Origin of the sequence: Streptomyces sp. NPDC096040 (genome assembly GCF_040303265.1) — a bacterium.
Lineage (GTDB): Bacteria > Actinomycetota > Actinomycetes > Streptomycetales > Streptomycetaceae > Streptomyces.
This window is the reverse complement of sequence record NZ_JBEOTA010000035.1, coordinates 38501-63163: the sequence shown is the minus strand read 5'-3', so window position 1 is coordinate 63163 and position 24663 is coordinate 38501. Positions and strand designations below refer to the sequence as shown.

General features: G+C 70.5%; 27 protein-coding genes. 13 read left to right on the top strand and 14 right to left on the bottom strand.

Annotated features, from left to right (window positions below):
• Positions 1-65 precede the first annotated feature (65 nt).
• The 9 genes from ABTY98_RS35285 to ABTY98_RS35245 all read right to left on the bottom strand — a co-directional run bounded on the left by ABTY98_RS35285 (position 66) and on the right by ABTY98_RS35245 (position 6508).
• Positions 66-809 (bottom strand): TetR/AcrR family transcriptional regulator, encoded by a 744-nt coding sequence (locus ABTY98_RS35285; RefSeq protein ID WP_352225186.1) that lies wholly within the window; start codon positions 807-809, stop codon positions 66-68.
• Positions 810-818: 9 nt separating this feature from the next.
• Positions 819-1313 (bottom strand): thiol-disulfide oxidoreductase DCC family protein, encoded by a 495-nt coding sequence (locus ABTY98_RS35280; protein ID WP_352225185.1) that lies wholly within the window; start codon positions 1311-1313, stop codon positions 819-821.
• Positions 1310-1717: a hypothetical protein gene (locus ABTY98_RS35275; RefSeq protein ID WP_352225184.1), complete on the bottom strand. Its 408-nt coding sequence runs from the start codon at positions 1715-1717 to the stop codon at positions 1310-1312. Before ABTY98_RS35275 ends, ABTY98_RS35280 begins: the two co-directional genes overlap by 4 nt.
• A 94-nt stretch (positions 1718-1811) precedes the next feature.
• Positions 1812-2222 (bottom strand): VOC family protein, encoded by a 411-nt coding sequence (locus ABTY98_RS35270; protein ID WP_352225183.1) that lies wholly within the window; start codon positions 2220-2222, stop codon positions 1812-1814.
• 102 nt (positions 2223-2324) lie between these two features.
• Positions 2325-3104: a succinate dehydrogenase iron-sulfur subunit gene (locus ABTY98_RS35265; RefSeq protein WP_352225182.1), complete on the bottom strand. Its 780-nt coding sequence runs from the start codon at positions 3102-3104 to the stop codon at positions 2325-2327.
• On the bottom strand, positions 3104-4858 hold the full coding sequence (gene sdhA / locus ABTY98_RS35260; RefSeq protein WP_352225181.1) for a succinate dehydrogenase flavoprotein subunit: 1755 nt from the start codon (positions 4856-4858) through the stop codon (positions 3104-3106). Before sdhA ends, ABTY98_RS35265 begins: the two co-directional genes overlap by 1 nt.
• A 19-nt stretch (positions 4859-4877) precedes the next feature.
• Entirely contained in the window at positions 4878-5360 is a 483-nt protein-coding gene (locus ABTY98_RS35255; protein ID WP_352225180.1) for a succinate dehydrogenase hydrophobic membrane anchor subunit, read from the bottom strand.
• 5 nt (positions 5361-5365) lie between these two features.
• On the bottom strand, positions 5366-5746 hold the full coding sequence (gene sdhC, locus ABTY98_RS35250; protein ID WP_071659649.1) for a succinate dehydrogenase, cytochrome b556 subunit: 381 nt from the start codon (positions 5744-5746) through the stop codon (positions 5366-5368).
• Between the two features lie 189 nt (positions 5747-5935).
• On the bottom strand, positions 5936-6508 hold the full coding sequence (locus ABTY98_RS35245; RefSeq protein ID WP_352225179.1) for a 2-oxo-4-hydroxy-4-carboxy-5-ureidoimidazoline decarboxylase: 573 nt from the start codon (positions 6506-6508) through the stop codon (positions 5936-5938).
• A gap of 212 nt (positions 6509-6720) precedes the next feature.
• On the opposite strand from ABTY98_RS35245, the gene ABTY98_RS35240 reads away from it, so the two are divergent.
• The 6 genes from ABTY98_RS35240 (at position 6721) to ABTY98_RS35215 (ending at position 12509) form a co-directional block, all read left to right on the top strand.
• A complete protein-coding gene (locus ABTY98_RS35240) occupies positions 6721-8337 on the top strand; it encodes a beta-N-acetylhexosaminidase (protein ID WP_352225201.1) in 1617 nt (538 codons plus the stop codon).
• A gap of 100 nt (positions 8338-8437) precedes the next feature.
• A complete protein-coding gene (locus ABTY98_RS35235) occupies positions 8438-9202 on the top strand; it encodes a DUF4328 domain-containing protein (RefSeq protein WP_352225178.1) in 765 nt (254 codons plus the stop codon).
• Between the two features lie 76 nt (positions 9203-9278).
• A complete protein-coding gene (locus ABTY98_RS35230) occupies positions 9279-9764 on the top strand; it encodes a hypothetical protein (protein WP_352225177.1) in 486 nt (161 codons plus the stop codon).
• Positions 9765-9850: 86 nt separating this feature from the next.
• A complete protein-coding gene (locus ABTY98_RS35225) occupies positions 9851-10402 on the top strand; it encodes a hypothetical protein (protein ID WP_352225176.1) in 552 nt (183 codons plus the stop codon).
• Between the two features lie 157 nt (positions 10403-10559).
• A complete protein-coding gene (locus ABTY98_RS35220; protein ID WP_352225175.1) occupies positions 10560-10940 on the top strand; it encodes a hypothetical protein in 381 nt (126 codons plus the stop codon).
• Positions 10941-11036: 96 nt separating this feature from the next.
• Positions 11037-12509 carry an MFS transporter gene (locus ABTY98_RS35215; RefSeq protein WP_352225174.1) on the top strand — a complete coding sequence of 491 codons (1473 nt, stop codon included), beginning with the start codon at positions 11037-11039 and terminating at the stop codon, positions 12507-12509.
• Between the two features lie 27 nt (positions 12510-12536).
• Here the strand turns inward: ABTY98_RS35215 and ABTY98_RS35210 are convergent, their stop codons facing one another.
• Positions 12537-13391, bottom strand: a complete 855-nt coding sequence (locus ABTY98_RS35210) for a helix-turn-helix transcriptional regulator (RefSeq protein ID WP_352225173.1) — start codon at positions 13389-13391, stop codon at positions 12537-12539.
• A gap of 171 nt (positions 13392-13562) precedes the next feature.
• On the opposite strand from ABTY98_RS35210, the gene ABTY98_RS35205 reads away from it, so the two are divergent.
• The 3 genes from ABTY98_RS35205 to ABTY98_RS35195 all read left to right on the top strand — a co-directional run bounded on the left by ABTY98_RS35205 (position 13563) and on the right by ABTY98_RS35195 (position 15873).
• Positions 13563-13778: a tautomerase family protein gene (locus ABTY98_RS35205; RefSeq protein ID WP_352225172.1), complete on the top strand. Its 216-nt coding sequence runs from the start codon at positions 13563-13565 to the stop codon at positions 13776-13778.
• Positions 13779-14185: 407 nt separating this feature from the next.
• A complete protein-coding gene (locus tag ABTY98_RS35200; RefSeq protein WP_352225171.1) occupies positions 14186-14851 on the top strand; it encodes an RNA polymerase sigma factor in 666 nt (221 codons plus the stop codon).
• Entirely contained in the window at positions 14851-15873 is a 1023-nt protein-coding gene (locus tag ABTY98_RS35195) for a hypothetical protein (protein ID WP_352225170.1), read from the top strand. The genes ABTY98_RS35200 and ABTY98_RS35195 overlap by 1 nt, the downstream gene beginning before the upstream one ends.
• Before the next feature lie 217 nt (positions 15874-16090).
• Here the strand turns inward: ABTY98_RS35195 and ABTY98_RS35190 are convergent, their stop codons facing one another.
• Entirely contained in the window at positions 16091-16981 is an 891-nt protein-coding gene (locus ABTY98_RS35190; protein ID WP_352225169.1) for a L,D-transpeptidase family protein, read from the bottom strand.
• Between the two features lie 97 nt (positions 16982-17078).
• Between ABTY98_RS35190 and ABTY98_RS35185 the strand changes: the two genes are divergently transcribed.
• The 3 genes from ABTY98_RS35185 (at position 17079) to ABTY98_RS35175 (ending at position 20054) form a co-directional block, all read left to right on the top strand.
• Entirely contained in the window at positions 17079-18659 is a 1581-nt protein-coding gene (locus tag ABTY98_RS35185; protein WP_352225168.1) for an acyl-CoA mutase large subunit family protein, read from the top strand.
• A 45-nt stretch (positions 18660-18704) separates the two neighbouring features.
• Positions 18705-19358 (top strand): leucine efflux protein LeuE, encoded by a 654-nt coding sequence (gene leuE / locus ABTY98_RS35180; RefSeq protein ID WP_352225167.1) that lies wholly within the window; start codon positions 18705-18707, stop codon positions 19356-19358.
• A 141-nt stretch (positions 19359-19499) separates the two neighbouring features.
• Positions 19500-20054 carry a Uma2 family endonuclease gene (locus ABTY98_RS35175; protein ID WP_502994429.1) on the top strand — a complete coding sequence of 185 codons (555 nt, stop codon included), beginning with the start codon at positions 19500-19502 and terminating at the stop codon, positions 20052-20054.
• Positions 20055-20068: 14 nt separating this feature from the next.
• Here ABTY98_RS35175 and ABTY98_RS35170 read toward each other — a convergent pair whose 3' ends face one another.
• Positions 20069-21436, bottom strand: a complete 1368-nt coding sequence (locus ABTY98_RS35170; protein ID WP_352225165.1) for an FAD-dependent monooxygenase — start codon at positions 21434-21436, stop codon at positions 20069-20071.
• 79 nt (positions 21437-21515) lie between these two features.
• On the opposite strand from ABTY98_RS35170, the gene ABTY98_RS35165 reads away from it, so the two are divergent.
• A complete protein-coding gene (locus tag ABTY98_RS35165; RefSeq protein WP_352225164.1) occupies positions 21516-22169 on the top strand; it encodes a TetR/AcrR family transcriptional regulator C-terminal domain-containing protein in 654 nt (217 codons plus the stop codon).
• Positions 22170-22229: 60 nt separating this feature from the next.
• Here the strand turns inward: ABTY98_RS35165 and ABTY98_RS35160 are convergent, their stop codons facing one another.
• Positions 22230-23135, bottom strand: a complete 906-nt coding sequence (locus ABTY98_RS35160; RefSeq protein ID WP_352225163.1) for a class I SAM-dependent methyltransferase — start codon at positions 23133-23135, stop codon at positions 22230-22232.
• A 172-nt stretch (positions 23136-23307) separates the two neighbouring features.
• Positions 23308-24417 (bottom strand): acyltransferase family protein, encoded by a 1110-nt coding sequence (locus tag ABTY98_RS35155; protein WP_352225162.1) that lies wholly within the window; start codon positions 24415-24417, stop codon positions 23308-23310.
• Between the last annotated feature and the right edge of the window lie 246 nt (positions 24418-24663).

Genomic DNA, 24663 nt, shown 5'->3' with positions numbered 1-24663 from the left:
CACGGTCACATTGTTGAGCGCCGGGCAGCCGACATGTGCTGCACAGAGTCTTCACCCGAAAGTGATCACTCGCCCCGGCGCCCCTTGACCGCCGGATCCCGCAGCACCCGCGTCATCCCCGGCAGGAAGTCCGTGAACAGTTCGTGCACCTCCAGCACGAGCGGCCGTAGCACCCGGAACCGTGCGAGGGACACGCCTCGCGCGGTCAGCCGGGCCCCCCGCTCGGCGAGCCGGTAGCTGCGCTCGCGCCCCTCGGTCCGGTCGAAGATCCAGTACAGGACGAGGCCCATCTGCGAGAGCCACATCAACTCGGGCAGGACGTCCCGGAGTTCGGGCGCCACCTTGGTCTTCGCCCCGGCCAGGACCTCCCGGTGCACGCTGATCGCCTCCACGCGCGCGTGCTCGCTCTCCGGGGAGAAGGGGCTGAGCGGGCTGTCGGGGTCGGCGGCGTTCTTGAAGAAGTGGACCGCGAACTCGTGGTACGGCCGGGCGATGTCCAGCCACACCTTGAGGACGCCCGCGAGCCGTGCCTCCAGGTCGGTCTCCCGGTCCAGGACCTCGCGGACCGCCACCCGGTGCTCGGCGGCGAGCTGGTCGTAGAAGCCCTGGATCAGGTGTTCCTTGCCGGCGAAGTAGTAGTACGCGTTGCCGACGGAGACCCCGGCCTCCGTGGCGATGGCCCGCATGGTGGTCTTCTCGTAGCCGCGCTCCCGGAACAGCCGCATCGCCGTCTCCAGGATCAGCGCGCGGGTCTGCTCGGACTTGCTCGGCGTATCGGCCTCGACGGGACCGTCGTTCTTCGCGGACACGGACAGAGCCTAACGAGTGGCGCAGACGCCGCCGGCACAGCCCGGAGGGTCGTAGATCCACCCGAGTCCGGGGTCGTACACCCAGCCGTCCTGACGCCGGTAGACCTTCCCGCCCCACTGCGCGCCCCGCCACCGGGCGGCGGCGAGCACCGCGCCCCGGGCCAGCCGGGCCCCGGCCGGTGTGCTCAGCCTGTGAGCGAGCGGCCGCTGCTCCCGGAGCGCCCACAGGACGACGATCCAGGCTGCGGTGTCCCGGTAGACCTGCCCGGAGTCGCCGACGACGGTGACCTCGTCGAGGGTGGCGGAGTGGTCGAGTTCCGGGAAGCGGGCGCGGGCCTCGTCCGACGCCGCCGGGACCAGGGTGAGCGGCACCAGCTGCGGCTGCCGTACGAGCCAGTCCCGCAGATGGGTGCAGAGGGTGCACTCGGCGTCGTAGAGCACGGTGAGCCCGCGGACCGGGACGCGCGTGGCGCCCCGGTCGTCGGTGGTCGGCACGGTGCTCACGCCCCGGCCGCCGGCGCGGTCCAGCCTTGCGGCGGGACGGGCGGGAGCTGCTCCTTCTCCATGACCCCGCGCCGCCGTATCCGGTTGAGGACGTACACGTTGCCGAGGTGCATCACGCCGAGCACCAGCAGGACGACGCCGAGCTTGGCCGACAGCGCCTCGAAGATCTCCCGGGTGTCGTCGACGGTGTCGCTGGTGTGCAGGTACAGCGCGACGAAGCCGAGGTTGACGAGGTAGAAGCCGACCACCAGAAGGTGGTTGACGGCGTCGGCGAGCTGGTCGTTCCCGTGCAGTACGTCGGAGAGGAAGATCCGCCCGTTGCGGCTGAGCGTGCGGGCCACCCAGATGGTCAGTCCGATGCTGACGAGCAGGTAGATGACGTAGGCGATGACCGTGCGGTCCATGCCCCACCCCTTCTTGAACGCGTTCAAAACGCTGACAGGGATGACTGTAGACCTGCTTTTGAACATGTTCAACTCGGTTGCGGAGTAACCCGGTTCACGCCCGCCGCGCCAACTCCGGCCGCTTGCTGTAGTCGGTGAACCCGAGGACGTTCCCCCAGGGGTCGGTGATCTCGACGGTCCACCCGGTGGCGACGGAGAACGGCGCGTCGAGCACGGCGATCCCGGCCTCCGCCAGCCGCCGCGCCGCCACCCGCGCGTCCGGCACCTCGAGCCACAGCCGCGGCGCGGCCCACACCGGCGTCCGCTGCCCCAGCCCCGCCTCGGCCCGCAGCAGAATCCCGGGCGTCTCACCCCCGACCTTCAGCAGGGCGATCCCGCCCTCGTCGAACCGGAACCCGACCGTGAACCCGGCACGTTCGTAGAAGCCGACGGCATCCGCGAGGTCCCCGACGGGGAGCAGCACGTTGTCGAACCCGAGCAGTTCGTACGACTCGTCATCTGACATACCGTCAGGTTAGAACCGTGCACCCGCACCGGCGGCCGACACGCGGAAGGGCCCCGCTCCTTCCCGGGAGCGGGGCCCTTCCACGTCGCGGCGGAGCCGGGATCAGAAGCGGCGCGTGATCAGCGCTCGCTTCACCTCCTGGATCGCCTTGGTGACCTCGATGCCGCGCGGGCAGGCGTCCGTGCAGTTGAAGGTCGTACGGCAGCGCCAGACGCCGTCACGGTCGTTCAGGATCTCCAGGCGCTGCTCGGCGGCCTCGTCACGCGAGTCGAAGATGAAGCGGTGCGCGTTGACGATGGCCGCCGGGCCGAAGTACTGGCCGTCGTTCCAGAAGACCGGGCAGGACGACGTGCACGCGGCGCACAGAATGCACTTCGTGGTGTCGTCGAAGCGCTCGCGGTCCTCGGCCGACTGCAGACGCTCACGCGTCGGCTCGTTGGTGTCGTTCGTGATGAGGAACGGCATCACGTCCCGGTACGCCTGGAAGAACGGCTCCATGTCGACGACCAGGTCCTTCAGGACCGTCAGGCCCTTTATGGGCTCGACCGTGATCGGCTTCTCGGGGTTGATGTCCTTGATCAGCGTCTTGCAGGCAAGGCGGTTCTTGCCGTTGATCCGCATCGCGTCCGAGCCGCAGATGCCGTGCGCGCAGGAGCGGCGGAAGGTCAGCGTGCCGTCGACGTCCCACTTGATCTTGTGGAGGCCGTCGAGGACGCGCTCCTTCGGGTCGATCTCCAGCTGGAAGTCTTCCCAGACGGCGTCCGCCGAGACCTCCGGGTTGAAGCGGCGGATCCGGAAGGTGACCGTGATGTACGGGGAGTCGGCGAAGCCGGGCTCGGGCTGGCCGGCCGCGTCCGCCTTGTCCAGAACAGGGGTTCCCATCAGTACTTACGCTCCATCGGCTGGTAGCGGGTCTGGACGACCGGCTTGTAATCGAGACGGATGGACTCGGTGCCGTCGTCGCCCACCTCGCGGTACGCCATGGTGTGGCGCATGAAGTTGACGTCGTCGCGGTTGGGGTAGTCCTCGCGGTAGTGACCGCCGCGCGACTCCTTGCGGGCCAGCGCCGAGACCGCCATGACCTCGGCCAGGTCCAGCAGGTTGCCGAGCTCGATGGCCTCCAGCAGGTCGGTGTTGAACCGCTTGCCCTTGTCCTGGATCGAGACGTTCAGGTAGCGCTCGCGGAGTTCCGCGATCTTCTCCACGGCCGTCTTGATCGTCTGCTCGGTGCGGAACACCATGACGTTGGCGTCCATGGTCTCCTGCAGCTCCTTGCGGAGCGTGGCGACCCGCTCGTTGCCCGTCGAGGTGCGCAGCTGCTCGATCTGCGAGACGACGAACTCGGCCGGGTCCTCCGGCAGTTCCACGAAGTCCACCGTGTGGCTGTACTCCGCGGCCGCGATGCCCGCCCGACGGCCGAACACGTTGATGTCCAGCAGGGAGTTCGTGCCCAGACGGTTGGCGCCGTGCACCGACACACAGGCGACCTCGCCGGCCGCGTACAGGCCCGGGACGACGGTGGTGTTGTCGATCAGGACCTCACCCTGGACGTTCGTCGGGATGCCGCCCATCGCGTAGTGCGCGGTGGGCTGGATCGGGATCGGGTCCGTGTACGGCTCGATACCGAGGTAGGTCCGGGCGAACTCGGTGATGTCCGGGAGCTTGGCGTCCAGCTGCTCCGGCGGGAGGTGGGTGAGGTCGAGGTAGACGTGGTCGCCCTCGGGACCGCAGCCGCGGCCCTCACGGATCTCCGTGTAGATGGACCGGGAGACGACGTCACGGGACGCCAGGTCCTTCATGACCGGCGCGTACTTCTCCATGAAGCGCTCGCCGTCCTTGTTGCGGAGGATGCCGCCCTCACCACGGGCGCCCTCCGTCAGCAGGATGCCCATCCGCCAGATGCCGGTCGGGTGGAACTGGAAGAACTCCATGTCCTCCAGCGGCAGACCCCGGCGGTACACGGCGGCCTGGCCGTCGCCCGTCAGAGTGTGCGCGTTGGAGGTCACCTTGAAGAACTTGCCGCAGCCGCCGGAGGCGTAGATGACGGCCTTCGCCTGGAAGACGTGGATCTCGCCGGTGGCCAGCTCGTAGGCGACGACACCCGCCGACTTCTTGACGCCGTCGACCTCGGTGATCAGCTGGTCCAGGACGTAGAACTCGTTGAAGAACTCCACGCCCTCCTTGACGCAGTTCTGGTACAGCGTCTGGAGGATCATGTGGCCGGTGCGGTCGGCCGCGTAGCAGGACCGGCGGACCGGCGCCTCGCCGTGGTTGCGGCTGTGACCGCCGAAGCGGCGCTGGTCGATCGTGCCGTTGGGCGTCCGGTTGAACGGCAGGCCCATCTTCTCCAGGTCGAGGACGGCGTCGATGGCCTCCTTCGCCAGGATCTCGGCGGCGTCCTGGTCGACCAGGTAGTCACCGCCCTTGACCGTGTCGAAGGTGTGCCACTCCCAGTTGTCCTCCTCCACGTTGGCCAGCGCGGCGGCCATACCGCCCTGCGCGGCGCCCGTGTGGGAGCGGGTGGGGTAGAGCTTGGTCAGGACCGCGGTGCGGCTGCGCTTCGTCGACTCGATGGCCGCGCGCATGCCCGCGCCGCCGGCGCCGACGATGACGGTGTCGTACTTGTGGATCTTCATGATTCTCGCAGCCCCGTGCCTAGCGGATGTTCGGGTCGAAGGTGAAGATCACCAGCGTGCCCAGCAGGATGGTGAACACCGTGGCGGTGTAGAGCAGGCCCTTCAGCCACAGCCGGGTGTTCGCGCGCTCCGCGTAGTCGTTGATGACCGTGCGCAGGCCGTTGGCGCCGTGCAGCATCGCCAGCCAGAGCATGAGGAGGTCCCAGACCTGCCAGAACGGCGATGCCCAGCGGCCGGCGACGAACGCGAAGCCGATCTTCGACACGCCGCCGTCGAGCACCAGCTGGATCAGCAGGTGGCCGAGGACCAGGACGACCAGCACGACGCCGGACAGACGCATGAACAGCCACGCGGCCATCTCGAAGTTGCCCCGGGTGGACTTCGGGGACTTCTTGGTGCGCTTGCGCGGGGCCTCGATCAGCGGGGCCGGGTTGTCGACGTTGAAGACGGGGGCGCCCTCGACGGGGCCGACGCCGGCTGCGGTGGTTTCAGTGGTCGACATCTGCGTCAGCTCCCGAACAGGACACGAGCGGCGTGGCCGAGAACGGGGTAAACGGCCCCGGCCATCAGGACGACCCAGACACCGACGACCGTCCAGAGCATCTGCTTCTGGTAGCGCGGGCCCTTCGACCAGAAGTCGACGGCGATGACACGCAGGCCGTTGAGCGCGTGAAAGAGGATGGCGGCCACGAGGCCGTACTCCAGCAGCGCGACGATCGGCGTCTTGTACGTGGCTACGACCTTGTCGTAGTCCTCGGGGGAGACACGGACGAGAGCGGTGTCCAGCACGTGAACGAACAGGAAGAAGAAAATGAGGACGCCGGTGACTCGGTGAGCCACCCAGGACCACATTCCTTCCCGGCCGCGGTACAGCGTTCCAGCCGGCACGGAAGTCCCTCCGGGAGCGGGGATTGGGGCCGCGCCGGCTTGGTGTCGGTCGGGCCCGGCCGGGTACGGTCCACCGGCCCCCAGCATCGTAGCGATGCGCTGCGGCCGGGCTTACGCCGGGCCTACCGGTGTGATCAAAGTGGCACGCGTATGGGTGAGCCGGGCGGCATCCGGGGGCGGGAGGTTCGGCTATTTGCCGGGTGCGGGTTGTTCGTGGCCGGTCGCGCCCCGCGGCGGAGCCGCCGATGTATGCGGCCCCGCGCCCCTCAGTTTCTCCGCCAGCCGTCCTCTGGCCAGGCGCCGTAGCTCATCCGCCGCCACGACCCGTTCCTCCTCCGGATCGTTCGTCAAACGTGACCGGATACCTTCCAGGACGCGGTCCAGGGATTCCCCGTGGGGCGTTTCGCCCAGCGAGATGACGAACACGTGTCCGAATTTTGCCTCGTAGGCCGCGTGGGCCGCGGTCAGGGCCGTGTAGGCCGCCGAGTAGGTGTCCTCGGGCAGCTCGGGGAGGGACTCTCCCGCCAGGGCCTCGGAGAGGTCCGCCGGGGACAGGTCGTACGCCGCCTCGTCCGCCGCCGCCAGAAGGGACTCCACGTCCGGGTAGGGGCGGTGGGCGGCGAGCCGGCGGGACCAGCGCAGGCTGCGCAGGCAGTGCAGGAGCAGGCCGCCGACCTCGTCGTCGGGCGCGGCGTTGAAGGCGTCCAGCGGGGTGGGGAGGTGGGGCAGACGGTGGGCGGGCAGCGTGGGTCCTCGCGTCACATGCGGTGTGGCAGGGGATGCTGTGAGAGCTGTGTCGTCGACGTTATCGAGGACGTTCACGGCGCGTCCGTTGGTTGCCTGAATTTCACCCGAACGGGAGAGTTTCAGAGCGAGTGCATGACGCCTGCGCGGTGGATGCGTCGTACGTTGGGCCGGTGAGCCAGCACAAGCGCAGGCCCCCGGTACAGCAGGTCGCACGGAGGCGGACGGTGATCGCCGCAGCCTTCGTCGCGACCGTCGCGCTCGGCACCGGCATCGGCGTATGGGCCGCCACCTCGGGCGGCGCCGGCAAGACCGCGGCCGGATCGGCCGCCCGGCAACCGTCCCCGAGCAGCCCGGCCGCCTCGTCCGCCGACCGGGCAGCGGCGCCGACCCCGACCCCCACGCCCACCCGCAGGTACCCCCTTTCCCAGGCCCCCCGCACCATCCCCGCCGTGCGCTCCCACACCGCCGCCCGTGGGCCCGGCTGGCGCCCCCGGCAGGGCGAGCGAGTCGTGGTGAGCAACGCGGCACTGGTCGACGAGGGGCGGCTGACAGCGGCTGAGCTGGGGCTGTCGTACGCCGGCCAGAAGGGGGCGAACGAGGACGTCAAGGCGGGCGACCTGCGGCTCGACCTCGGCGGTACCGGGGACCCGGAGTCGTACACGATGACCGTGAGCGGCGGGTCGGTGCGGATCAGCGGGCCCGGTGACGCGGGCGTCTTCTACGGCACCCGGACGCTCAAACAGGAGGTGCGGGGCAGCGGCAGCGCCCCGGAGGGGGTCGTGAAGGACCAGCCGGCCAAGCCGCAGCGCGGGTTCATGCTGGACATCGCGCGCAAGCCGTTCACCGCCGGGTGGATCGAGAACCGGATAAGGGAACTGGGCGATCTGAAGTTCAACCAGCTCGGGCTGCACTTCTCCGACGACCAGGGGTTCCGGATCGAGTCCGCCACCCATCCCGAGATCGTCTCGGCGGACCATCTGACCAAGGCACAGGTCAGGGAGATCGTCGCCCTCGCGGCCAGCCGGCACATCCAGGTGGTGCCCGAGATCGACTCGCCCGGACACCTGGGCGCCGTCATCGCCGCCCACCCGGATCTGCGGCTGCGCAATGTGCAGGGCGTCGCCACCAAGGGCGCCATCGACATCTCCCAGGACGACTCGGCGAAGATCGTCGACGATCTGCTCGACGAGTACGCCGACCTGTTCCCCGGCTCCTACTGGAACCTCGGCGGCGACGAGTACCAGGCCCTCACCGTCGCCGACCCGCAGGCCTCCTACCCACAGCTGGCGGCCGACGCCCGGGAGGCGTACGGCGCCTCGGGCACCGCCGCCGACCTCACCACCGGCTGGCTCAATGACCGCGCCGACACCGTCCGCGCCCACGACCGCACCATGCGGGTCTGGAACGACGGCTTCTTCCGGGGCACCTCCGTGCAGCCCGCCAAGGACCTCCAGGTCGCCTACTGGACCGGCAAGGAGATCGGCGCCCGGCAGCCGGTGGAGTACCTGAGCGCGGGGCGGAAGGTCCTCAACTACAACGACGAGTTCCTCTACTACGTCCTGGGGCAGCCCAACACCTTCGTCTACCCGACCGGACAGCGGATCTACCAGCAGTGGACCCCGCGGGTGCTGCGCGGCACCACGGCCGTGCCGGCGGCGTACGACCCGCAGATCCTCGGCGGCTCCTTCGCCGTCTGGTGCGATCTGGCCAACTCCCAGACACAGGACCAGGTCGCCGCCGGCATCCGGATGCCGCTGCGGGCCACGATCCAGAAGCTCTGGGACCCGGGCGCCCCGACGGTGTCCTGGACCGACTTCAAGAACCTGGCGGCCAAGCTGGGCTGACACGCGACGAGAGGTGGACGTGCGGCGGTGGCGGGCCGTATGTTCCGCTTCCGCGCGCGGACCAGGGGAGGGTCCCGTGCCCTGCCCCGGGGGAACCGTCTTGATCTGCGCCCGCTGTCACCACTTCGCCGCCGCGCCCGGCGCCGCCCTGTGCCACCGCTGTCTGGGCGCATCGCCCGAGCCCGCCCCGGTCTTCGGCCGCACGCCGGGGCTGTGGCTGCGCTCTCCGGTCGGCCTCGGCCGGGCCGCCGTCGTGCTGCTCGGCGTGGTCATCGCCGCCGACCTGTTCGCCGTCTGGGCGGGCTTCTTGCAGTACGACGCCGTGGGTGACCTCATGGACGGCGAGGGCGGCGCCGGAGTGTTCCGGCGGGCCGACCGCGCCTACAGGCTGGTCGGCCTCGCCGCCGGCGGCCACTCCGTCGCGATGGTCGCCTGCGTGGTCGTGTACCTGTGCTGGTTCCAGCGGGTACGGGCCAACGCCCAGGTGTTCGACCCGCTCGGCCAGAGCATGTCGCCGGGCTGGGCGATCGGCGGCTGGTTCGCGCCGGTCGTGAGCCTTTGGTTCCCGCGCCGGATCACCCTCGAGATATGGGACGCCAGCAGCCCGTGGGGGACGACCCGTTCGCACCTGCTGGTCAACGTCTGGTGGCCGATGTGGCTGGTCTCGCTGTTCTTCGGCCGCATGGCGAAGGGCGACTACGACGACGCCGAGGGCGCGGCCTGGGTGCACGCCGTGACCGGGGAGATGCTCATCGCGGACTTCGTCGACATCGCCGCCGCCGTCCTCGCGATCCTCGTCGTGGTACGCCTGACCCGGATGCAGCACGAGAAGGCGCTGGTGGGCGCCGCCCCGGTCGCGCTCTGATCCGCGGCCCGCACACCTCTGGCGAACTCGCCTTTCCCTGTGGTGTATTCGGCCCGGGACGAGTGGGGGGACAGACATGGGCCACTGGGGGTATTTCGTCGTCGGCCGGGGTGAATCGCCGCCCGACCGGGGCACCGTGCGGACCGTGGCGCCGGACGGCTGGCGGGTCTGGGAGTACGACAGCCCCGATGCCGACGTCGGCAGCATGAACGCCCTCGCCGCGCGCACCGGTTCGCCCGCGCTGTTCGGCTATGTGATGGACGGCGCCTGTGTGGTCGTCGAGGCGGCGGCGCCGGAGAGCGGCGGCTGGACCACCTGCCTGGGCCGGGGGGCCGCGGCCCGCCTGCTGGGGCTCGACGAGCAGGGGCTGTCCCTGGAGGACTACTTCCTCGAACCGCGCGACGCCGCCGGCCGCGCCGTCGCCTGGGCCGCCGAGGCCGGGCACACCGCGGACCCCGACGAGCTCCTCGCCGTACTGACCGCCGACCCCGATCCCTCGGCGCTGTTGGCCGAAAACCCTTTCTTCCGGCTGCTCGGTCTGCTGGGTGTCGTACCGCTGTGACACTCCCGGGCCCTTGCACGCAGTAAGGGGAGGTGCGGGCTCCGTACAGGTCGGCGCCTTGGTACATACCGTTGTGGAGGCGTTGGATGAGCCTGGTGGAGCTGATCGCTCAGGCCGATGAACGCGGTCTGGCCGCCAGCGGACTGGCTTGTTTGGACCGGTGTGTGCCGCTGCTCGGCGGTGACGACCTGGTGCTGCGGCCGCTGTGGGCCAGCCTCGCCGACGGCTCCGGATGGGACGCGGGTCTGGAGAAGGCCCGGGGCGCGCTCGGCACCGGCGAGACCGGGGCCGAGACCGAGGCCGAACTGCTCGCCCGCCGCATGCTCGACGCCGCGCCCGAGCACCGCGCCCCCGACGAGGTACGGCGGTGGGCCGACGCCTGTTCCGTCGCCTCACTGCGGATCCACCGGCTGCTCGACCCCGCCGAGGACCCGGCACTCTCCGTCGACACCCGCCGCGAGGGCGGCACCGAGGGTATGTCCCCGCTGGTCGCCGCCGAACTGCGCCGCCAGGTCACCGTCCTCGAACTGCTCGCAGGCCATGGCGCGGCCGGGCTGCGCCGCGCGCTGGACGTCTCCACCGAGGGCCGCCGGGTACTGCGCGCGGTGGTGTCACGCCGGGCCCGCGGGCGCGGCTGAACCGGGCCCGCAAGACCGACCTGAGAGCTTCCTGTGGGTGCGGTGCGGCGGAGCTGCGGCGGACTTGCGGGGGTCTTGCACCCGTTGCCGAAACACCCCGAACCGGAGTGACAAAGCCGCTGCTGACCTCGCTTTTCTCTATGTGACAGCCCACTACGTGACAGCACAGCAGCAGACCAGGCCGCACGCCGCCACGAAACCGGCCCGCTGGGCGGCGGACGCGGTGGCCATGATGCGCGAGGGCGCGCGGGTCCGGCTCGACTACTCGGCACAGAGCCTGTGGCGGGTCGACCGGATGATCGAGGAGATACGCCGGGAGGGCGCGCCGTACGACGCCGTACGGGAGATGCTGCGCGGCCTCGGGGCCTACGCCGGCGAGGTGATCGCCCGTCAGACCGGCGCCGAGTGGTGGTCGTCCGGCGGCGACCACTGGGTCCGCACCCCCGACGGCCGGCTCTGGGATCCCGTCGACGAGGCCCGGCGGTGTTACGGCGGCCATGGCTCGCTGCGGCTGCTGTGCCGGGACGCCATGGGGTAGGCGGGGACAGCCCTGGACAGCGGGGGACTTGGTAAAAACCCCGCAATAAGAGACGCGGGCGTTCCCAAGTGGTGTGGGTGGGAGCACGATTGGCCCATGGCCGACAACCGACGCTGGTGGGCCCTGGTCGTCATCGCGCTGGCCCAGCTGATGGTCGTACTCGACATGACCATCGTCAATATCGCGCTTCCCTCCGCCCAAGCCGATCTGCACATGTCCGACGGCAACCGGCAGTGGGTGATCACCGCCTACACGCTCGCCTTCGGTGGACTGCTGCTGCTCGGCGGCCGGATCGCCGACCTGGCCGGGCGTAAACCGGCGTTCATGACCGGGCTCGTCGGCTTCGCGGCCGCGTCCGCGCTCGGCGGCGCCGCGGCCAACGAGGGGATGCTGTTCGGAGCGCGGGCCCTGCAGGGCGTGTTCGCCGCGCTGCTGGCACCGGCCGCGCTGTCGCTGATCGCGACGACGTTCACCGACCCCAAGGACCGCGGGAAGGCCTTCGGCATCTTCGGCGCGATCATCGGCGCGGGCGCCGCGGTCGGACTGCTCGCGGGTGGCTTCCTCACCCAGTACCTGGACTGGCGCTGGTGCCTGTACGTCAACGTGCCGATCGCGCTGGTCGCCTTCGCCGGCGCCTGGGTGCTGCTGCCTGGCGGCGGCCGTCACCCCGACGCCCGTCTCGACGTGCCGGGCGCACTGCTCGGCTCGGGCGGGATGCTCGCCCTGGTCTACGGCTTCTCCGAGGCGGAGTCACGGAGTTGGCACGACTCCCTGGTCCTGACGCTGCTCGTCGGCGGGATCGCCCTGCTCGGCGTCTTCGGTCTCCGGCAGACGCGTGCCCCGGTCCCGCTGCTGCCGATGACCGTCGTACGCGACCGGCAGCGCATCGGCGCCTACCTCACCGTGCTCCTGGTGACCATCGGCATGTTCGGCGTCTTCCTCTTCCTGACGTACTACATGCAAGGCGTCCTCGGCTACTCGCCCGTGAAGACCGGCCTCGCCTATCTCCCCATCACCGTCGGCATGGTCACCGGCTCCACGCAGATCGCCGCCCGGCTGCTGCACAGGGTCCCGCCGCGCCTGCTGCTGGTGCCCGGGCTGCTGGTCGCGGCCGGGGCGCTGGCGCTGATAGCCCAGGTCGGGGTCGAGCCCGCGTACGCCTCGCACATCCTGCCCGGCATGCTGATGCTCGGCCTCGGCATGGGTACGGCGATGATGACCTCCGTCTCCCTGGCCACCGGCGGGGTCGCCCCGCGCGACTCGGGCGCAGCCTCGGCCACCTTCAACACCGCCCAGCAGGTGGGCGGCTCGATCGGCACGGCGCTGCTCAACACCATCGCCGCGAGCGTCACCACCCGGTACGCCACCGCCCACGCGGCCGGCATCCCCGACCGGCGGCTGCTGGCGGCGAAGGCCACGGTGCACGGCTTCAACGTGGCCACCTGGTGGGCGATGGCCGCGCTGCTGCTGGGCGCGCTCGTGGCCGGCGTGGTCGTGAACGCGGACCGGGCACCCGCCCCGCGGGACGCGCAGGAGCGGACGCCGGAACCGGTGGACTCGGCGACCTGAGCCCGCCTCCCGCGGTGACGGCGCCCCTCAGGCGGGCGTCGAGGCCGTCATGTCCTGCGTGCCGATGACGGAGAGCAGACTCAGCTGGGCCGCGCCCTCGCTGCCGGGTGGGGCACTGAACCACAGCAGGCGCTGGCGTCCGTCCTCGCTGAACAGACTGTGGCAGTCCAGTTCGACGACGCCCAGGGCGGGATGGACGATGCGTTTGTGATCGGCTCGCCGCAGGGCGACATCGTGGGTGTCCCAGAGGGCGGCGAACTCCCGGCTGCGTTCGCGCAGTACGGCCACCATCCGGCTCACCTCCCGGTCGCCGCCGCGCCGGGCGGCGACTGCCTGGAGGTCGGCGACGAAGACCCGGGAGTGGTGGGCGTGGTCCTCGGGCGGATACAGGCTCCGGGTCCCGGGCTCGGTGAACCAGCGGAAGACGAGGCTCGCCCGGGGACCGCGCAGCGCCGGGGCCCTGCCTATGAGGGCGGCGGCCAGTGGGTTCTGGACGAGGGTTTCGTGCAGGTCGGTGATGACCTGGGCCGGTGTGGCGGTGAGCTGGTCGAGGAGGCCGAGCAGACCGGGCTGGACATGCGCGGTGGGGCCGTGCGCGGCCGGGGGGACCGGCCGGTCGGCGAGGTGGAAGAGATGGTCGCGTTCATCGCCGTCCAGCCGCAGCGCCCGGGCCAGCACAACCAGGACCTGGGCCGAGGGCTGGGCGCCGCGCCCGCGCTCCAACTCCGTGTAGTAGTCCGCGGACAGCCCGGCCAGCTGGGCGACCTCCTCGCGCCGCAGCCCGGGCACCCGGCGCCGCGGGCCGGTGGGCAGGCCGACGTCCGACGGGCGGATCCGGTCGCGCCGGGACTTGAGGAACGCGGCGAGTGCGGAGAGGTTCACGTCTCCCATCGTCGCGCGTACCGGTCGACGCGAGCCAGGGGACGGCAACCCCTGGGTGGGGACAGCCCTGGCGGGGGCGGCCCCGCCGAACCACTCTGAAGCCACGAGCGGGACACCGCACCGGCGCCCCGCAGGCAACTTCCCGTCACCACGTACCGAAAGACAACCACCATGCCCTTCGCGAACTTCAAGGTCCCCGCCGGAAGCCTCGACGAGAAGCAGAAGGAGACGATCGTCACCCGGACCACCGAGCTGTACGTCGAGATCTACGGCGAGCGCGCCCGGGCCAACACCATGGTCCTGGTCGAGGAGGTCACCGATGGCGGCTGGGGCATCGGCGGCGACGTCCTGACCCTGGCCATGCTCCGGCAGCCCACGCAGGACTGACCCCGCGGGAGAGCCCGGCAGGCGTCGGCTCGAAGGGCCCGCAAGCCAACTGCCGCAATCGGTCGGCGCGTTGACACCGAAGCAACGGCCGGGGCCGCCACCCCCCACAGGAGAGGCCCCGGCCGTCGCGCGGCACGGACCGCGCGGCGGCCCGTACTCTGTTCAGCGCCATGAGTGCGTTTTCTGTCACACCCCAGGGCGTCACGAGTCAGTTGCACTCCGTACGGACGTGGACGGCGAGCGGTTTCAGGTCGTAACGTGCCTTTCGCGCCGGGGGCGCGGAGGGCGCATGACCACCGCAACCATCCACGGTCCCGAACACCGCAACCATCAATTGAGGAACCACGACGGCGAGAACCACGTCCGCGAGAGCGGCGCCGGTTTAGGCGCGAAGAGGGATACGACGGGTGCTGGGGGACGACGCGGAGTTGACCGCCGCGGTACGTGCGGCACAGGACGGGGACGAAACCGCGTTCCGCATCGTCTATCGCGCGGTGCAGCCCCGCCTGCTCGGATACGTCCGCACGCTGGTCGGTGATCCGGACGCCGAGGACGTCGCATCCGAGGCCTGGCTGCAGATAGCCCGCGACCTCGACCGGTTCGAGGGCGACGCGGACCGGTTCCGCGGCTGGGCCGCCCGGATCGCCCGCAACCGCGCCCTCGACCACATACGGATGCGCGGCCGCCGCCCCGCGATCGGCGGCGACGAGACGGAACTGACCGGCCGGGCCGCCGAGTCGGACACCGCCGGCGAGGCCATCGAGGCGCTGACCACCGACTCCACCCTCTCCCTCATCGCCCGGCTGCCACAGGACCAGGCCGAGGCGGTCGTCCTCAGAGTCGTCATGGGCCTCGACGCCAAGACCGCCGCCGAGACGCTCGGCAAACGCGCCGGCGCCGTCCGCACGGCCGCCCACCGAGGCCTGAAGAAACTCGCGGAACTGCTCGGCGCGGACCCGGAGCAGGCGCAGGGCGTGCTCGACGCGCTCCCGCCCCAGCGAGAACCGAAGGATCGTGCGGTGACGTCCGCCACTGTGACGCATACGCGTTCGCGGACGCAGAAGGACATGTGATGGCCGACGAGCAGGACAAGTGGCTGGACCGGTTGACGGCGGAACTTCTGCTGCGCGGTGAGTCGCTGGAAGCCGTCGATGACTCCGCCCGTGACCAGGCAGAACGCCTGGCCAAGGCGCTCGGCGCGCTCTCCGTGCACACCGTGCCGGCCGCTGCCGAACTCCCCGGCGAGGAAGCCGCGCTGGCTGCCTTCCGTAAAGCGCGCGAATCCGCCGAGGACGAGCGGACCGCCCTGGTACGGCAGCCGGGCAGGTTCGGACGGGGCTCCGACGCGGGTCTCTTCCGCATCGGCGCCGGACCCAGGTCGCCCCGTGTCCCGGCCTGGGCCCGCCCCGCGCGGTTCGCCCTCGCCGCCGCACTGACCGCGGGCATGCTCGGCGGGGTCGCGGTGGCCGCCGGCACCGGGGTGCTGCCGACGCCGTTCGACGGCAACCGCCCCGGACCGGGAGCCTCCGTCTCGGCCGACGGCACCCCCGCACGCCCCCAGGGCTCGCCCTCGACCGAGTCCCTGCTCGGCGGTGAGACCGGTGCACCCTCCTCCGGCGCCACCTCCCACGCCTCCGGACAGCCCTCGCCCGACCCGTCCGGCAAACCGAAGGACCGGGGCAACGGGTCGGCCGGCACCTCCGGGAACGGGCGGAGCCGTGCGCTGGCGTACTGCCGGGACGTCCAGGACGGCAAGTCCCTGGGCGCCGAGCGCAGGCGTGCCCTGGGGGGCCTGGCGGGCGGTGCCGAACGGGTCGAGAAGTTCTGCAAGGTCCTCCTCGGCACCGGCGCGGCCGACAAGACCGGCATCTCCGGCGACGACAAGGGCGACGGCAAGGGCGGCCAGAACGCCGGCCAGGGCGGCAGCGGCGACGCCCAGGGCGGTGACGACGGTCGGCCAGGCCGGCGCGGAGGCGGCGGCCGGGGCAACGACCACCACCAGGACGGTGTGGCCTCACCCCTCCCGACGGCCTTCACGCCCCTGCTGCCGAACCAGCCCGCCACCTCGCCCGACCCCACATACAGCGCACTTTGACCTTTACACACCGCTGTGACCTGCGGTTTTGAAACTCGCTCAATTTTCTTCCCGCGGTGTGTGACGTTTTCGGCGGCGGCGGCGCAGTACAGAGTGAGCCGACTGGTCATCGGCCGTCGCACAGAGCCGGGGTTCCCCCCGTACCCGTGGCTCGTGCATCGGCGCGGGCGGGACACGTTCCCCCGGTCCCGCCCGCGCCCCACTCACTTTCCGGCACTCACCAGTAGACGACGACCTTGTCGCCGTTGCGCACCTGCGCGAAGAGAGCCGAGACCGCAGCCTCGTCCCGCACGTTGACGCAGCCGTGCGAGCCGCCCGCGTAACCCCGGGCCGCGAAGTCGTACGAGTAGTGCACCGCCTGGCCGCCGCTGAAGAACATCGCGTACGGCATCGGGGAGTGATAGAGCGTCGACACATGGTGGCGTGACTTCCAGTAGATCTGGAACACGCCCTCACGGGTCGGGGTGTACTGGGCGCCGAACCGCACCGACATCGTCGACACCGTACGCCCGTCGATCATCCAGCGCAGTGTCCGGCTGGTCTTGCTGATGCACAGCACCCGCCCGGTCAGGCACCGCGGGTCGGGCGCGGCGGCCGGCTGACCGCCCATCAGATACAGCTCCCACTTCCCCGGTTCGTGCGTCATCCGCAGCAGCCGCTGCCAGGTCACGGCGTCGGTCTCACCCGTCTGCGGCAGCCCGCGCTTGCCCTGGAAGCCTTTGACGGCCTGCGCGGTGAGGTCGTCGTACGTCCCCGTCGGCCCGTCGAACAGCCAGGCGGCCTGGCGCAGCCGGGCCTGCAGCTCACGCACGCCGGTACCGGAGTCGCCGCGGGTGAAGACGATGTGCGGCGGGGTGGTCTCGACGACGGACGGGGTCGGGGCAGGGGTCTGGGCAGGCGTCCTGCCGGGTTTGTCGTCGGGTGTACGACCGGGTGTCCGGCTGTGCGGAAGACCGACATGGACGGGCGAGTCGTTTCCCTTGCCGTCCGCGGCGTCCGGCGGCCGCACGGTGCAGCCGCAGAGCGCGGTGAGCGCCACGAGTACGGCGGCCGAGGCGAGCGCGCCGGCGGGCCGCCCCACGAGCCCTGAGTATCCCGAGACCTTCATGCCGAGGATGCTTCCCCGCGTGACCGCCGCCCAACAACGGGGCATGGTGGGAAGAGAGACGCATCGGCGTACTGACGCACCCCGGAGGGCGGTCACCATGGTCCGTGAGTCGGAGTCAGGGCTGCCCGTCGAGCCGGTCTACGGCCCGGCGGCGCTCGCGGGCTGGGACCCGGCCGAGAAGCTCGGCGACCCGGGGTCGTACCCCTTCACCAGGGGCGTCTACCCGACGATGTACACCGGCCGCCCCTGGACCATGCGCCAGTACGCCGGCTTCGGCACGCCGGCCGAGTCCAACGCCCGCTACCGCCGGCTGATCGCCCACGGCACCACGGGCCTGTCCGTCGCCTTCGACCTGCCCACCCAGATGGGCCATGACTCCGACGCCCCCCTGGCGCAAGGCGAGGTCGGCAAGGTGGGCGTGGCGATCGACTCGATCGACGACATGCGGGTGCTGTTCGACGGCATCCCCCTGGACAAGGTGTCGACATCGATGACGATCAACGCGCCGGCAGCCGTGCTGTTGCTGCTGTACCAGCTGGTGGCGGAGGAACAGGGGGTGAGCGCGGACCGGCTGAACGGCACGATCCAGAACGACGTCCTCAAGGAGTACATCGCGCGGGGAACGTACATCTTCCCGCCCAAGCCCTCCCTGCGTCTGACCGCGGACATCTTCCGGTACTGCCGGGCCGAGATGCCGAAGTGGAACACGATCTCGATCTCCGGCTACCACATGGCCGAGGCCGGGGCCTCCCCCGCGCAGGAGATCGCCTTCACGCTCGCCGACGGCATCGAGTACGTGCGCACGGCGGTCGCGGCCGGTATGGACGTCGACGACTTCGCACCCCGCCTGTCCTTCTTCTTCGTGGCCCGTACGACGCTGCTGGAAGAGGTCGCCAAGTTCCGTGCGGCGCGCCGGATCTGGGCGCGGGTCATGCGGGAGGAGTTCGGGGCACGGAACCCCAAGTCGCTGATGCTCCGCTTCCACACCCAGACGGCGGGCGTCCAGCTGACCGCCCAGCAGCCGGAGGTGAACCTGGTCCGGGTGGCCGTCCAGGCCCTGGCCGCGGTCCTCGGCGGCACCCAGTCGCTGCACACCAACTCCTTCGACGAGGCGATCGCCCTGCCGACGGACAAGAGCGCGCGGCTGGCCCTGCGCACCCAGCAGGTCCTGGCCCACGAGACCGACGTCACGGCGACGGTGGACCCCTTCGCCGGTTCCTACGCGGTGGAGCGGATGACCGACGACGTGGAGGGAGCGGCCGTCGATCTGATGCGCAGGGTCGAGGAACTGGGCGGCGCGGTGGCGGCGATCGAGGCCGGTTTCCAGAAGGGCGAGATCGAACGCAACGCCTACCGCATCGCGCAGGAGACGGACGCCGGGGAGCGGGTGGTGGTCGGTGTCAACCGCTTCCGGCTCGACGAGGAGGAGCCGTACGAGCCGCTCCGTGTGGACCCGGCCATCGAGGCCCGGCAGGCGGAGCGGCTCGCGCGGCTGCGCGCCGAACGGGACCAGTCGGCCGTCGACTCGGCCCTCGCCGCCCTCAAGAAGGCCGCGGAGGGCGACGACAACGTCCTGCACCCGATGAAGGCGGCCCTGAGGGCCCGGGCGACGGTGGGGGAGGTGTGCGACGCGCTGCGGGAGGTGTGGGGCGTGTACGTCCCGGCGGACGTCTTCTGACCCGCGGCACCTGCGTTGTCAGACGCCCGTGCGAGACTTCCTCGCATGTTCGGCGTCATCGATCTCCCCACCTATCTGGCGGGCCTCGTCCTGATCGTCCTGCTGCCCGGCCCCAACTCCCTGTACGTGCTGTCCGTCGCCGCCCGGCAGGGCATACGGGCCGGTTACACGGCCGCCGCGGGCGTGTGGTGCGGCGACACCGTGCTGATGACGCTGTCCGCGGCCGGCGTGGCCTCGCTGCTCCAGGCCAACGCCGTGCTGTTCGGGATCGTGAAGTACGCGGGTGCCGGATACCTGACCTGGCTGGCGTTCGGCATGCTGCGGGCGGCCCGGGGGATGTGGCGGACGCGGAAGGAGAAGGCGGCGGAGCAGTCGGCACCGGCCGTCGCCCCGGCACAGGAGCGGCCGTACCGCCGTGCCCTGGTGATCAGCCTCTTCAACCCGAAGGCGATCCTGTTCTTCGTCGCCTTCTTCGTGCAGTTCGTGGACCCGGGGTACGCCTACCCGGCGCTGTCCTTCGTCGTCCTCGGTGCCTTCGCCCAGCTGGCCAGCTTCCTGTATCTGACCGCCCTGATATTCGGCGGCACCAAGCTGGCCGCCGCCTTCCGTCGCCGCAAGCGCCTGGCGGCGACGGCCACCTCGGCGGCGGGGGCGCTGTTCCTGGGCTTCGCGGTGAAGCTGACGCTGGCGAGCGCCTGAGGCGTCAGTGGATGTACGCTGACCTGGGTGGATACCCCATACGGGTGATCATGGGCGGAGTCCGCACACTGCCGGTTGCGCTCGTGAAGAGCGAGCCCCCGAGAAGGAGGATCCGTGGCTTTACCGCAACACGAGCTGACGTTGGGCGAAGCCGCCGACCTGCTCTCCCCTGCACTGCCTGGGCACCGCGTGGAGATTCTCCAGGGGAGGCTCACTGTGACACCGCCGCCGGACGGCTCGCACCCGCTGTCGTTGACAAAGCTGTGCCGGGCACTCGAACGTGCGGGTATCGCGGGAAGCGGGGCTGAGTGGGTCCAAGGTGTCGGATTGTGGCTGCCCACGCTGCCGGAGGACTTCGCGATCCCTGATCTCTCGATCGTGGACGAGGACTTCCGAGACGCCCACGTCGCGAAGAACTACTACGCTCCGAACGTGTTCCGCATGGTCGTCGAAGTGACATCGTCGAACTGGTCCGACGACCTTGGTCCCAAGGTCGAGTGCTACGCCCAGGCCGGGATCCCTGCCTACCTGATCGCCGACCGCAAAGACGGCGAAGTGCTCTGCTACCAGGATCCGGTCGACGGCAAGTACCCCGGCCCCCAGCGCTTCAAGCGCGGGCAGAGCGTACCGGTTCCGGAGTCGGTCGGGGTCACCGCCGAGTTCTCCGTCGACGCCCTGCTCGACGGCAACGACTGAACCGGCGTCCTCTTTCAGAGGCCGACGCGCGCCGCGTACCCCGTGAAGTCGCCGGACGTCTCGCCCGCCCAGCCCACGTAGCCGTCCGGGCGGACCAGGAACACGCCGGGGCCGTAAGACTCCGGGGCCCGAAGGCTGCGGATGCCGTCCACCGGGTCCGGCGTCAGCAGGGTCCAGTGCGGCCCCCGGAACGCGTCGAACATCCGCACCCCGTCCGCGTTCCGCCCGTCGGGTGCCCGGTCTCCCGCCCGCACCGGGCCCGGGTTCGCCCGGGTCTCCTCCGCCAGCGAGGACTCCCGGTAGCCGATGCCCAGCTGGACCGTCGCCTCGCCGCGCCGTACCTCGCCCCGGTGGACGCCCGTCGAGAGGTTCAGCATGGTCGCGGCGTTCGCGCGGCGCTCCTCCTCGTAGGTGTCGAGGAGCGCGTCAGGGGCGTCGCCGCCGAGCACCGCGCCCAGCTTCCAGCCCAGGTTGTAGGCGTCCTGGACGCTGGTGTTCAGACCCTGGCCGCCGGCCGGGGAGTGGACATGGGCCGCGTCTCCGGCCAGGAAGACCCGGCCCACCCGGAACCGGTCGGCCAGGGCGGCACGGGGGCGGAAGTCGGAGGCCCAGCGCAGCTCGGTGACGTCCGCCGCGTCCAGGGGGGTGTACGCCGACACCAGCCGCCGTACGCCCGCGAGTGACAGGTCGGCCTCGGTGCCCTCCGGCAGCTTCGCTGCCAGCTGGAAGTCGTCCGTGCCGGCCAGCGGGCACAGCGCCACGCCGTTGCCGTCGTCGCCGACGAAGACATGCCAGTGGTCGCGGTCGAGGCCCCGTACCCGCAGGTCGGCCACCAGGAAGGGGCTCGGGTCGACCGACTCGCCGGTCATCCCGACGCCCACCGCACGCCGTATGGTCGATCGTCCCCCGTCCGCGGCCACCACATACCGCGCCCGGTCGGTCGTCCCGTCGGCGGAGCGGACGGTCACTGCGTCCGCGTCCTGCTCCAGGCCGGTCAGGGCGCGCCCGAAGTCGACCCGCCCGCCCAGCTCCCGCAGCCGCGCGTACAGCACCTCCTGCGTCCGCCACTGCGCGACCATCAGCGGTTCGGTGTACGGCGCGCCCTCGTCCGCCGCCACCTCGTCGAACATCGGCCGCGTCTCCACCCGCTCGCCGTTCTTCCAGAACAGCTGGGGCGGATAGGGGCCGCCGGCCGCGCGGATCGCCTCGCGCACACCGAGGTCGTCGAAGACCTCCTGGGTGCGGGGCTGGATCCCCTTGCCGCGCGAGCCGGGGAACAGCTTGTCGCCCGCCTCCACGACCAGTGCGTCCACCCCGCGCCGGGCGAGGTCGATACCGAGGGTGAGTCCGGTGGGGCCCGCGCCCACGATCAGAACATCCATCGCAAATCTCCTTAACATCGTTAAGTGCCGTCGACGACAAGGTTGCGCTTAACGTTGTTAAGCTGTCAAGCTGTCCGGCGTGAGTACGGAACGACGCGCGCCCCTCGACCGCCGACGGGTCGCCGACACGGCCCTGCGCCTGCTGAACGAGGTCGGCCTGGACGGCCTGACCCTGAGGGCCATCGCCAGGGAGCTGGACGTCAAGGCGCCGGCCCTGTACTGGCACTTCAAGGACAAGCAGGCGCTGCTCGACGAGATGGCGACCGAGATGTACCGCCGGATGGTCGCCGACACGCACCTCGACCCCGCCGACACCTGGCAGGACCGGCTGCGCAAGGCGAACCACGGCCTGCGCGCGGCCCTGCTCGGCTACCGCGACGGCGCCAAGGTCTTCAGCGGCTCACGCTTCACGGGCACCGACCACGCCCCCGAGATGGAGGCGAACCTGCGGGTCCTCACGGAGGCCGGCTTCACCCTCGCCCAGGCGGCCGTGATCGGCGCGACCGCCAACGCCTACACCATCGGCTTCGTCACGGAGGAACAGGGCGTCCAGCCCCTCCCGGGCGAGCGCCGGGAGGGTTACGACGTGGAGGAACGAGCCCGCCTGCTGGCCGACTTCCCCCTGTCGGCGGCGGCGGGCCGGGAGATCTTCACCGACTACGGCAGCCGGTTCGAGGAGGGATTGGAAATCGTGATCGCGGGAATCGAGGCACGGTACAAGAGCGCCCTGTAAGGGGCGCGGGGCCGTACCGGTATGCGGCTCCGCCGCGCGGGCGCGACCACCCCCACCGCCCTACCGCATCGCCTTCCGAAGAGCCCGCGTCAGCACGGGCGGCAGCAGGTCCACAGCCACCCGCCGCACCCGGCTCCGCCGACGCGCCACCACCGGCGCCGCAGGCGCGGGGGCCGGTTCGGGTGCCTCCGGCGCGTCCGGCACATCCGCGTACCGGGACAACGGAAACTCCGGTACCTCCATCCTCTTCGACTTCAGCCGTATGATCCGGTGCCCCGCGGCCTCCTGCATGCTCAGATGGCAGTCGGTCCGCCCCCGCGCCATCTCGATCAGCTCCTCCTGCACCGGCCCGGGGTCGCCCCACGTGCCGTACAGCTTCTGCGTGCTGATGCAGACAGGGCTCAGTCCGCGGTTGAGGACCGCCTCCCACGTCGCTATGGAGACCCCGGGCGTGTGCTCGGAGCGGAAGTCGTCGAGGACCACGATCCCGTCCGGCAGCAGCAGGTCGTGGGCGGCTCCTATGTCGCCGTGCACGTGCTCGTACAGATGCGAAGCGTCGACGTGCACGAACCGGCAGCTGCGGGGCGGCACTTCGGCGGGAACCACGGAGCTGGGGCCCTGGAGCACGCGGGGCAGCTCGTCGTGGAAGGCGAGGTAGTTCTCCTCGAAGAGGCGCCGGGTCAGCTTGCTGTACGACTTCGTCGACTCCGCCCGGTTCGCGTCGTCGGGCGCGTCGCCCTCGAAGAGGTCGCACACCGTGAAGGACTCGCCGGGCCGCAGGTGCCGGCCGGTGAAGATCGCGCTCTTGCCCATGTAGACCCCGACCTCCAGGAGGTCGCCGCGCATGCCGACGGCCTCCTGGCGGCCGAGGAACCAGTCGAAGAGCACCTGGTCGAGCACGGGGAACCAGCCGGGCACGTCGTCGAGACGGCGGGGCAGTCGGGTCGTTTCCTGGGTGGTGGCCATACGGAGGAGGCACTCCCTCGATACGCGATCGGCAGCCTGTGGGAATCCTGCGCGGTGGCTGTGTACCGGCAGACTCCACGGTGCCTTCCCGCCGTCCGATTCCGAAATCAACGGAGAGATGAACGGCGGGCCAAGACCTTCCCAAGTTAACGACAGATGAATTCGGGTTGAATCACGAGTTTTTCAAGGCCCTTTTCAATCTCGGACCGAACGGTGTCTCCACAAAGCGGTGAATCAGCCAGGCGAGCCCGAGCATCGTGAGCACCGTCACCGCCAGCGTGGGCCACGGCGGCAGCCCCCAGCCCCGGTGCAGCACCCGGATCACGAACCAGCCCAGGTGCTCGTGCACCAGGTAGAAGGGGTATGTCAGCGCCCCGGCCGTGGTCAGCCAGGGCCAGGCCGCCCACCGTGTCCAGCCCGCCGCCACCGCCGCCACGGCGCCGTAGGCCAGCGTGACGACGAGCATCACCACGTACGGGTTCCGAGGTGAGCCGGCGTGCCACAACCCCTCGGTGGCCATGCGCAGTCCGAGGATCCAGGAGAGCGTCACGATGCCCCAGGGCAGCAGCTGGTTGCCGAAGCGGTGGACGAGGTAGAGGGCCAGGCCGCCGATGAAGTACGGGGCGTACTGCGGCATGACGACCAGCTCGGTCCAGGCGCCGCCGGCCGAGGTGCTGAGCACGGCGGCCAGGGTCCACACCGAGCAGAACAGCACCACCCTGCGGTAGGTGACGCCGGGCAGGACGACGAGCAGCGCGAACAGGGCGTAGAAGCGCACCTCCACCCAGAGCGTCCAGCAGACGCCGAGGACGCGGGGTACGCCCATCGGCTGTTGCAGCATCGTCAGGTTGACCAGGAACTCGTCGAGCCGGACCGCGTGGACGACGGCCGGCAGTACCAGGGACGCGCCGGTGACCAGCACCAGGGCGACCCAGTAGGCGGGGTAGAGGCGGGCGACGCGGGAGCGGAAGAAGTCGCCCAGGGAGCGGCCCCAACTGCTCATGCAGATCACGAAGCCGCTGATGACGAAGAAGAACTCGACGCCGAGACAGCCGTAGACGGCCGCCCGGGACAGGGTCGGGAAGACATGGGCGGGGTTCTGGTGCCAGGACGCGGAGACGACTCCGCCGCGCCCTGTGTAGTGGTAGAGGCAGACCATCAGCGCGGCCAGGAGCCGCAGTCCGTCGAGGGCCAGAAGTCGGGTGCGCGGTCGTCCGGGTGGGACCGGGACGACGGCGATCTTCGCAGGCGAGAGCTCTTTGGTGGGGGTCGCGAGAGACATGGTCAGAGACCCCTACCCGGCACCGGGCGGTTAATCATCCGATCTGTTCGTCAGGTCCCCGGGACGTGGGAAGCCCAATACCGTCACCTGGGGGAATCATAGGAAGAGCCCGGTGAACCTCCTAACCATTCTCTTACCAGTCGGGGTTTGTTAACCATATAGTCGTTTTGGCTTTCTAGTTTCTCCATCCATCCCCCCGTTGCGGGTCACCCCACCACACACAGCGGTTACACAAGCTTTGCTTGG